Genomic DNA, 10,412 nt, shown 5'->3' on the forward strand with positions numbered 1-10,412 from the left:
GCCCGTGCCGGCCGTTCGTCCCGTCGGTCGTGCTCGGCATGCCGCGCGCCCGGCGCTGAGGCGACCCATCTGCATTTCTGCAGGCAGGAGCGCTTGATCTGGGCGGCGGCATGGCGCGACCTACGATGTCCATCTATCTGTGGTGTCTGGTTTCTTCCATGTTCGGGACGCGTTCATCCAGTGAAGCAAATGCATGCAAGGGGCCTTTCGGAGGGTGTGGGCGAGGGTTGCGCATACTGCTTGATTGAGCCGTATTAATGCCCGCCGCCATCGTAACTAATTGGGTGGCGGGTGTCTACGCAGCGCAATGACCAGGCATTTTGCGACCTCGGTTGGGTTCGTAGGGGGTGATTGTCAGCGGAATGGGAGTCGGCTGGCCTTTTTAATGATTTAGGTCAATTTGCCTCGCTGAGCAGCCGCTCGGTGACCGACTCGGCGTGCCGGACCCGCCAGTCGACCAGCGGCTCCGCCGCGACGAGCCGGTTGAACGCCCCGACGTCGGTGGAGGCCGGCACCCGGTAGTTCAGCCGCTGACCCGGCGTTCCGCGCAGGGCCGCGGCGGTGGCCTCCCGGCAGTAGGCGGCGCAGACCGACGCGAGCACGCGCCGGTCGTCCCGCCCTGCGACGCCGAGATCGGCGCGCACCTCGTCCAGCGGGCGGCCGAAGTGCGTCCGCTCCAACTCGGCGAGCCGCCGCGGGCCGACGTCGGCCAGCCGGTCGTAGCGCAGGAACATCCGGTACAGCTCCTCGGCGCGAGCGGCGAACAGGGTGCCCCGGTGCGCCACCGGAGACCGCGCGCCGAGCTCGAACAGGTCCGGATCGGGCGCCTCACGGATGTCGGTGACGTCGAGCGCGGCGAGCAGATCCTTCGCCGCGTCCGACGTGGCGGCCTCGGCGGTGCACTGGTTCACCGTCGTCGTGACGACGAAGTCGGCCCCGAGCGCGAAGGCGGCGGCGACGGACGCCGGGGTGCCCACCCCGGCCACCCCGATCCGCGCCCCCGGCGCCTCCCGGTCGCGCAGGGCCACCAGAGCCGGCACCAGCGCATGGGCGTCCCGTTCGACTGCCACGTCGGTGGCGACCGCCTCCCGTGCCGCCGCGCCCGCTGCTCCGCCGTCCAGGTGCCCGGCGGCGGCCAGCGCCCGTACCGTCGCCGGATCGGCGGGGCGCAGGAACCGGACCGCCGTGGCCAGATCCGGGGCACGGACCAGGACCTGCCGGGGACCGTCGCCGTAGCGGAACCGCACGAGCTGCGGCGACACCACGGCGAGCGGACCGGTGACCTCCACATGGCGGACGTCGTGGGCGAGGTACAGGTCGCACAGCGCCCGCTCGTCACCACCGGACGGCCAGGCCATGCCGTACCGGCGGACGTCGCGAAGCTCGGCCAGCGCGGCCCTGATCTCCGGCGGCGCCAGACCCCGGGCGCCGAAGAAGCCGAGCAGTCCGGCCTCCGACAGCCGTCGCAGGAACGCCGGCGACGTGACGCCGAACGGGGACGACCCGGCCAGGCAGGCGTACCGGATGCCGTAGTCGGACCGCAGCCCGGGCGAGCCCGCCGGGCGCGGACGCGACGCGGTGGCCGGCGGTGGGCCGAGGGCGGGACCTCGCGCCACCGGCGCGGCCGGCGCAGTCACCGGAAGCGCGGCCGGCGCGGCGGGCGCGACCGACGTCGCTGGCGCGGGCGGCGGGACCGGCGCGGGCGGCGGGACGGGCGCGGCGGGCGCGAGCGGCCCGCCGGGAACGCGTGCCGGCAGGCTCCCGGCGGCCCGGCGCCACATCTTGGTCAGCACCTCACCGGGACCGACCTCGACCGGCTCGGTCACCCCCGACCGGGCCAGCAGGCACATCGTGTCCCACCACCGGACCGGCTCGACGAAGTGCCGCAGCAGCGTGCCCGGGATCTCGCCCGGGACATGGGGCGACCCGGTCACGTTGCTCACCACCGGGATCGACGGCGGGCCCGGCGTGACGTCGCGCAGGGCCACCGCGAACGCCTCCGCGGCGCCGGCCATGAACCGGGAGTGCGCCGGCACGCTGACCGCCAGCGGCACGCACCGGCCCGTACCGAGCCGCGGCACGGCGTCGACGACCGCGCGGATGCCCGCCGTGCTGCCGGCCAGCACGAACTGGTCGGGCAGGTTGTGGTTGGCGAGGTCGACGTCCGGGATCCCGGCCAGCAGCTCCGTCACCCGCGACAGCGGCAGGCCGAGCACCGCCACCATGCCGCCGCCGGTCACGCTCTCCATCAGCCGCCCACGGCGGACGACCAGGCTCAGCGCGCTGTCGAAGTCCAGGCAGCCGGCGAGGTGCAGCGCGGCGTACTCGCCGAGGCTGTGCCCGGCCACCACCTCGGGTGGCGGACGGCCGTCCGCCAGCGCGGCCCGGGCGGCCAGCACGCTGACCAGGAACACGGCCGGCTGCACGTACCGGGTGCGGCCGAGGTACTCGCCCCGGGCGTCCCGGCACAGCTGCGCCGGCGGCACGCCGATGAGCCGCTCGGCGGTGGCGCACTCGGCGGGGAAACGGTCCAGGAGACCCTCGCCCATGCCGGGATGCTGCGATCCCTGCCCCGGGAAGACCCACGCGCGCACGGCGATCACCGTTCCCAGGGGTAGCGGCCGTGCGCGACGAACTCCGTGATCCGCTGCCGCACCGCGGGCGCCGACATCAGCCGGCCGAACTCGGTGACCGCGTGGTCGCGCAGCCGGTCGTCGACGCCGGAGAACGCCCGGAAGTACCGCTTGGCGTCGCCGACGACCACCGGGTCGAGGCGGTTGAGCCGGAACAGTAGCTGCCGCAGCACCGTCTCGGGACGCTCGGCGACCTCGTCGACGAGATGGATCCGGTACGCCTCGGCCGCGGCGATCGTCTGCGTGCTCAACGTCGCGGCGTACGCCTTCTGGAACCCGACCCGCCGCACCAGGAACGGCAGCACGCAGCAGGGCAGCAACCCCCACAGCGCCTCCGGCAGCGCGAACGTGCTGCGGGCGGTGGCGTGCACGAAGTCGCTGGCGGCGACCAGCCCGACACCACCACCGGCGACCTGCCCGTCCACCTGGGCGATCACCACCCGCGGCACTGTGGTGAAGCGTTCCAGCAGGGCGAAGAACGCCGCGCCCCCGTCGGACGCGCCACCGTCACCGGCGGCGCTCTGGAAGTCCATGCCCGTGCTGAACACGCCGTCACGCCCGGCCAGGACCACCGCCCGGCAGGCGGCGTCGCCCTCGGCCTCGTCGAGTGCGGCGTGCAGCTCGCGCAGCGTCTCGTCGTCGATGCCGTTGCGCCGCTCCGGCCGGGCCAGCGTGACGCGCAACAGCCCGGGCTCGCGCCGGAGCTCGATCGTGCGGTACGCCATCGGAGCTCAGGCCGCGCCGCTCGGCACCTGCGGCAGCAGCAGCGTGTCGCGGATGCTGCCCTCGATGAACAGCCGGTCCCAGGTGCCGCCGCCCTTGGACTCGTGCAGCCGGCGCCGGCCGAACACCTCGGTGGCCATCTCCTTGCCGCGCTCCAGCTCGCGCAGCTCGTGGTAGTCGTCGACGCTGCGCAGGTGGATCAGCTGGAACAGGTGGTCCTGCTGGCCCCAGGTCTGCTCGTACAGCGTGGCGGTGACCCGGCCGGCGAGCCGCTCGTTGACGAAGTGCTGCCAGTGGGCCGCGTACATCCGGCCCTCCTCGCGGAACTCGTACTTGACGTCCGAGGTCCGCATGACGATCGCGCCGGCCGTCGCCGAGTTGATCTGCTGCTCCGGCGGCTGGTTGAGCTGGGACGAGGCGGGCGGCACGAAGGTCGCCGGCTCGGCGTCGTCGCCGTCGTGGTCCATCCCGTGCTGCGGTACGAGCACGTCCTCGTGCAGGCTGCGGTGGACGAAGATGCGGTCCCAGTTGCCGCCGCCCTTGTGCGGCAGCCGGTCCTCGTCGGAGATCCGGCGGAACTCCAGGTCGTGGTCGACCATGTTGAGCAGGATCCGGTAGTCCTGCGGGGACTTCAGGTGGATGAACCAGTGCATCCGGTCCCGGCCGCCGAACACCTCCTCGAAGGCGAACGACGTCGCCACGCCCTCCTGCGAGGTGTTGATGTACTGCAGCAGGTCCACGCTGAACTGGCGCCCCTCGGCGGCGAACCCGTAGGCCATCTGGCCGACCCGGTGCAGGATGAAGCCGGAGTTGAGCGTGTGCAGCACCCGCTCCAGCGGCAGCGACGATTGGTTCAGCGCGCGGTACGGCTCGACCGTCGTGGTCATCGGTTCGCTCCTCAGGTGAGATCGCCGGTTCCGGCCCGTTTCTACGGGGACGGCCGACGGCGTGTCTGCTCACGGTTGAGCGGGCGCCGGAAGCAACCGGCCTGCTCAAGGTTGAGCAGGCGAAGCCGGTACGACTGCCTAGCGTGATGACTCGGCCGGGATCCTCGGCCGTCGACCCTTCCCAGGCGGGCAGGTGCCGTGACGCAACAGACCGATCCAGCCCACGCCGTTGTCCTCTCCGCCGCCGATCCGGAGCGGCTACGCCGGTCCGCGCACCGGCTGCGCGAGCACGTCTCCACCGCGGACCCGGCGCTCGACCTCGCCGACGTGGCGTACACCACGCAGGTCGGCCGGATGCCGTTGCCGCACCGGCTCGCCGTGCGGTGCGCGAGCGTCGCGGACCTGGTCGGCGGACTCGACGCCTACCTGCGCGGCGAGGCCCGCGACGGGGTGCTGCACGGCGTCGCCGGGGCGCCGTTCGCGCCGGCCGCCGCGCCGACCGACGCCGACGCCGCCGCGGACTGGGTCGGCGGCGGCCTGGTCGACTGGCGGCGGTACTGGCCGGGACCACGCCCGCGGGTGCCGCTGCCCGGCTACCCCTTCGGTGCGGCGCCGCCGGCCCCGCCCGCCGCACGGCCGCGCGACCCGGCCGGGTCGCTGCGGGCCTATCTGGTCCAGGTGTACGCCGAGGTGTCCGGCCTGCCCGCCGAGTCCGTCGACCCGCTCCTGCCGCTGACCGAGCTGGGCCTGTCGTCGTTCCTCGTGACGCGACTGACCGCCCGGCTGGAGAACGACCTGGGCGAGCGGTCGCGGACGCTGTTCTTCGAGCACGCCACCCTTGGAGAGGTCGCCGCGGCGCTGGCGGCGGCCGGCCGCACGGCTCCCGCCGGCGCGGTTCCCGCCGAGCCCGCCGAGCCCGCCGAGTCCGCCGCACCTGCCGAGTCCGCCGCACCGCCCGCTGCGGACGTCGTGCCGGCGCCGGCCGTCGCCGTGGAGCGGGAGCCGGAGGAGGAGCGCGAGACGGAGATCGCGGTGATCGGCGTCGCGGGACGCTACCCGCGCTCGCCCGACCTCGACGCGTTCTGGGACAACCTCGCCGGCGGCCGCGACTGCGTCACCCCGCACCCGCCCGAACGCGCGCGGCCGGGATGGCCGACCCACCTCATGGACGGCGGGTACCTCGACGACGTCGACCGGTTCGATCCGCTGCTGTTCGGCATCACCCCCCGCGACGCCGCCCTGATGGACCCGCAGGAACGGCTGTTCCTCGAAGTGACCTGGGCCGCGCTGGAGAGCGCCGGATACACCCGCGCCCGGCTGCGGGAGCGGCACCAATCCTCGGTCGCCGTGTACGCGGGCGCGATGTGGAACGAGTACCCGCTGTTCGGGGCGGAGCGGACGCTGCGCGGCGTCCCGCAGGACTCCGGCGCGACGCTCGGCGGCATCGCCAACCGGGTGTCGTACTGCTTCGACCTGCACGGCCCGAGCCTCACCGTGGACACGATGTGCTCCTCCGCGCTGGTGGCGCTCGACCTGGCGGTGCAGAGCCTGCGGCGCGGCGAGGCCGAACTGGCGGTGGCCGGGGCCGTCAGCCTGTCGCTGCACCCGAACAAGTTCATCCAGCAGCACCGGATGAAGCTCACCGCGACCGACAGGCGCAGCCGGACCTTCGGCGCCGGCGGCGACGGGTTCGTGCCGGCCGAGGGGGTCGGCGCGCTGATCCTCAAGCCGCTGCGGCGGGCGCTGGACGACGGTGACCCGGTGCACGCCGTGATCCGCGGCACCGCCGTCGTCCACGCCGGACGGACGAACGGCTACATCGTGCCCAGCCCGGTCGCGCAGGCCGACGTGGTACGGCGGGCGCTGCGCGACGCCCGTACCGGACCCGCCGAGATCGGCTACGTGGAGGCACACGGCGCCGGCACGGCGCTCGGCGACCCGGTCGAGATCGACGGCCTGACCCGGGCGTACCGGGACGCGGCCGGGACCGACCTGCCGCCCGGCAGCATCCCGATCGGCTCGGTGAAGTCGACGATCGGGCACACCGAGGCCGCCGCCGGACTCGCCGGTCTCACCAAGGTCATCCTGCAACTGCGGCACGGCGTGCTCGCGCCGTCGCTGCACGCCGACGAACTCAACCCGAACATCCCCTGGGACGCCGTGCCGTTCCGGGTGCAGCGGCAGCGGGCCGAGTGGACCGGCCCCCGGGTCGCGGGCGTCAGCTCGTTCGGCGCCGGAGGGACCATCGCCCACGCGGTCGTCGCCGCGCCACCCGCCCGCACCCGCCCGGCCGCGCCGCCCGGCCCGCAGCTCGTCGTCCTGTCCGCCTACGACGAGGACCGCCTCGACGAGGTGGTGCGGCGGCTCGTCGCGTACCTGCGCCGGGACCGCGGACCGAGCACGGCGGACCTCGTCGCCGCGGTCCGGCGGATCGCCGCCGGGGAGCACCCCGGTTCGGCCGCCGACCACGCCGCCGCGCTGCTGGCGCACGACGGGCCGGCCCTCGCCGACATCGCCTACACGCTCCAGGTCGGCCGGGAGCCGCTGCGGCAGCGGCTGGCGGTCGTGGTCGAGGACGTCGCAACGTTGTGCGAGCGTCTCACCGCCTACCGCACCGATCCCGCCGTGCTGCGCGGGCGCGCGCCCGCCGCGCCGGACCCGGACGCCGTGCCGCCGGCCGGCGCGAGCCTGACCGACCTCGCCCGGCACTGGGTGGCCGGCGGAGCCGTCGACTGGGCCGCGCTCCACGAGCCGGGCCGGACGGTCGTGGACCTGCCGGCGTACCCGTTCGCCCGCATGCGGTGCTGGGTGCCGGAGGACACACCGGCCGGTGCCGGGCCGTCCGGCACGCAGGCGCCGACCGTCGCGGCGGCGCCGGACGCCGAGGTGCCGCTCTACGCCAAGGGGTGGGAGCCGGATCCCGATCCCGGGCCGGCCGCGTCGCCGGTGGCCGGGGTGATGCTGTGCGTCGGCGGCAGTCCCGATCTCGTCGCCCGTCTCGGCGGCCTGGCCGTGCACGACGTGGCGGACCTCGCCGCCGTGCTGTCCCGCGTGCCCGACGTCGGCGGGCTGGTCGGCCTGCCCGGCGGGCCCGGCTGGGAGACCCGGGTACGGATGGTGCAGCGGCTGCTGGCCGAGCGTCCCACCACGCCGTTGCGGATCCTGGAGACGGCCGTCGACGACGTCCGCACGGCCGGCTTCGTCAAGGTCCTCGGCGCCGAGTACGCCCGCGTCACCGCCACCGTGCTGCACACCGACCGGCCCGGCGACGACACCGATCTCGCCACCCGGATCCTCGCCGAATGGGTACGGGCCGACGCCTACGGCGAGGTCCGGTACGCCGACGGCCGGCGGTACCGGCCGCGCCTGGACCTCGTACCGGCGCCCCACGCGCCGCTGCGTTGCGACCCGGACGGGGCCTACCTGGTGACCGGCGGCACCCGGGGCGTCGGTGCGCTCGTCGCCCGGCACCTGGCCGGTCACGGCGCCCGGTCGATCGCCCTGGTCGGCGTCCACGCGGACACCGGCGTCGCGGACGACCTGCGCGCCCGCGGCGTGCGCGTGCTCCAGCACGCCGGCGGGTTCCCCGGTGTCGAGGAGTTCCTGCGGCAGGTCCGCGCGGAACTCGGCCCGCTGCGGGGCGTGGTGCACTGCGCCGGTGTGGAGAGCCGGGGCAACCCGGCGTTCCTGCACAAGGACCTGGCGGACGTCCGCGCGGCGATGGCGCCCAAGCTGGACGGTTTCGAGACCCTGGTGCCGCTGTGCGCCGCCGACCCGCTCGACTTCTTCCTGGTGTTCTCCTCGGTGTGCGCCACGGTGACCGGGCTGGCCGCCGGGGTCTCCGACTACGCCGCCGCGAACATCGCCGTCGACGAGCTGGTCCGCGCGCGGATCGCCGCCGGCCGTACGGAGTTCCGCTCGGTGGACTGGCCGCAGTGGGCACAGACCGGGTCCACGAGCGGACGCCCCAACCCGTGCGCGCCGGCCGGTCTCGCCCCGCTGGACGACGCCGCCGGACTACGCGTCGTCGACCGCGTGCTCGCCCTGCCGGCCGGCGCGGTGGTGCTGCCGTGCCCGCCGCTCGGCGACGCCCCCGACCCCGACGCCCTGCTGCGGCTGCGCCCGCGCCGCCCGGCGCCGACGTCACCCCCCGTCGTGGCAGGCGCTCCGGCCGCCGGTACGCCCGCCCCGGGCTCGGCGACAGCCTCGGTCCCAGCCCCGGCCTCGGTCCCGGCGCCGGCCCCAGCCTCGATCCCGGCCCCGGCCCCAGCCTCGGTCCCGGCCCCGGCGCCGGCGCCGGCCCTGACGACGGGCACGGCGACGGCCCCGCCGGGCTGGCTCGTGGGCATCTTCTCGGCGGCGCTGGGCATTCCCGAGCGCGACCTCGACCCGACCGTCGAGTTCGGCGACCTGGGCGTGGACTCGGTGCTCCTCGGCGAGCTGCTGATCCGCATCGAGGAGCGGCTCGGCACCCATCTCGACCCGGCGACGCTGCTGCTGCACCCCACGTTGGAGCGCCTCACCGCCCACCTCGGCGTGCAGGCCGCGACTCCCGAGCCCGAGCCGCCGACTGCGCCCGAGGCGGTGAACTCGCCCGGGCCGGTGGCTGCGCCCGTACCCGTGACTCCACCCGACGCGGTGACGGCGCCCGTACCCGTGACTGCGCCCGTACCCGTTGATGAGCCTGTGCCGACGGCGGCGCAGGCGGCGGTGGTCGCGGGCGGCGGCGCGCGGCCGGACCTGGACCGGCGGGTGGCGGTGATCGGCATGGCCTGCCGGTTCCCGGGAGCGACCGACGTCGTGACGCTGTGGGACAACCTGCTCCACGGGCGCTGCGCGGTCACCGAGGTGCCGGCCGAGCGGTGGGACCACCGCCGCTGGTACTCGCCCGAGCCCGGCCTCGGACGGTCGATCAGCAAGTGGGGCGGCTTCGTCGAGGGCATCGAGTGGTTCGACCCCGGCTACTTCGACATGAGCGACGACGAGGCGCGCTGCCTGGACCCGGCGATCCGGATGTTCCTGGAGGGCACCGCGGAGTGCCTGGCCGAGGCCGGGTACGCCCCGGACGAACTGCGCGGCCGGCGCGTCGCCGTCGTGGCCGGGGCGCGGCTGTCCGACTACGGCCGACGCGTCCCGATCCGCACCGACGTCCTGCGCTCCGACCAGAACTTCATCGCCGCCCGCGTCGCACACCACTTCGACCTGCGCGGCCCGAACCTGGTCGTCGACAGCGCCTGCTCGTCGTCGCTCGTCGCGGTGCAGGTCGCCTGCCGCAGCCTGCTCGCGGGGGAGTCGGAGCTGGCGGTCGTCGGCGGCGTCGAGGTGCTGCTGGACCCGGAGACGTACCTCGACCTGAGCGCCGCGCGGGCGCTGTCCCCGACCGGCCGGTGCTGGACGTTCGACGAACGCGCCGACGGCTTCGTGCCCGGCGAGGGCTGCGGCGTGGTGCTGCTCAAACCGCTGGCGGCCGCGCTCGCCGACGGCGACCGCGTCCACGCCGTGATCGACGGCGTGGCGGTGAACAACGACGGGCACACGATGGGCGTCACCACCCCCAGCCCCGCCGCCCAGGCCGACGTGGTCCGGCAGGCGCTGGCCGCCGCCGGCCGGCGCCCCGCCGACATCACGATGCTGGAGGCGCACGGCACCGGCACGCTCATCGGCGACCCGATCGAGCTGCGTGCCCTCAACGACGTCTTCGGCGACCGGCCCGGCGGCCGGATCGAGATCGGCAGCGTGAAGTCGAACCTGGGCCACCTGCTCAGCGCCGCCGGCATGGCCGGGCTGTTCAAGGTGGCGCTCGCCCTGGAACACGGCACGATCCCGCCGACGCTGTTCTGCGACACCCCGAACCCGCGGTTCGACTTCGACCGCTCACCGCTGCACCCCACCACGGAACCGGTCGGCTGGCCGGCCGGACGGGAACGCGTCGCCGGCGTCAGCTCGTTCGGCCTCGGCGGCACCAACGCCCACCTCGTACTCAGTGGCGCGCCGCCGGGGCCGGTACGCCGGGCGCCGCTGCCCCGCCCGGTGTTCCGGCGCAGGCGGCTGTGGCTCGACGGCGACGGCCCGGCCGGGGCGCCACCCCCGGCCCGGCCGGACACGGGCGAGCCGCTCACGGCGTCCCTGCTGCGACTGCAACTCGTCACCACCGACTGACCAGAAGACC

Annotated in this window: 4 protein-coding genes; 1 reads left to right on the plus strand and 3 read right to left on the minus strand. The window is 75.0% G+C overall.

The genetic code is table 11. The features are described from left to right. Positions 1-395 precede the first annotated feature (395 nt). The 3 genes from BFV98_RS00735 to BFV98_RS00745 are packed head-to-tail and all read right to left on the minus strand — an operon-like array spanning position 396 to position 4,243. Complete coding sequence (locus tag BFV98_RS00735; protein ID WP_071094398.1) at positions 396-2,603, minus strand: acyltransferase domain-containing protein; 2,208 nt, start codon at positions 2,601-2,603, stop codon at positions 396-398. Next, positions 2,600-3,358: an enoyl-CoA hydratase-related protein gene (locus tag BFV98_RS00740; protein WP_013287046.1), complete on the minus strand. Its 759-nt coding sequence runs from the start codon at positions 3,356-3,358 to the stop codon at positions 2,600-2,602. Before BFV98_RS00740 ends, BFV98_RS00735 begins: the two co-directional genes overlap by 4 nt. 6 nt (positions 3,359-3,364) lie before the next feature. After that, positions 3,365-4,243 (minus strand): DUF6039 family protein, encoded by an 879-nt coding sequence (locus BFV98_RS00745; RefSeq protein WP_013287045.1) that lies wholly within the window; start codon positions 4,241-4,243, stop codon positions 3,365-3,367. 198 nt (positions 4,244-4,441) lie between these two features. Between BFV98_RS00745 and BFV98_RS00750 the strand changes: the two genes are divergently transcribed. Continuing rightward, positions 4,442-10,402: an SDR family NAD(P)-dependent oxidoreductase gene (locus BFV98_RS00750; RefSeq protein ID WP_030268220.1), complete on the plus strand. Its 5,961-nt coding sequence runs from the start codon at positions 4,442-4,444 to the stop codon at positions 10,400-10,402. Positions 10,403-10,412 lie beyond the last annotated feature (10 nt).

Origin of the sequence: Micromonospora sp. WMMB235, assembly GCF_001855515.1 — a bacterium.
GTDB classification, from domain to species: domain Bacteria; phylum Actinomycetota; class Actinomycetes; order Mycobacteriales; family Micromonosporaceae; genus Micromonospora; species Micromonospora aurantiaca.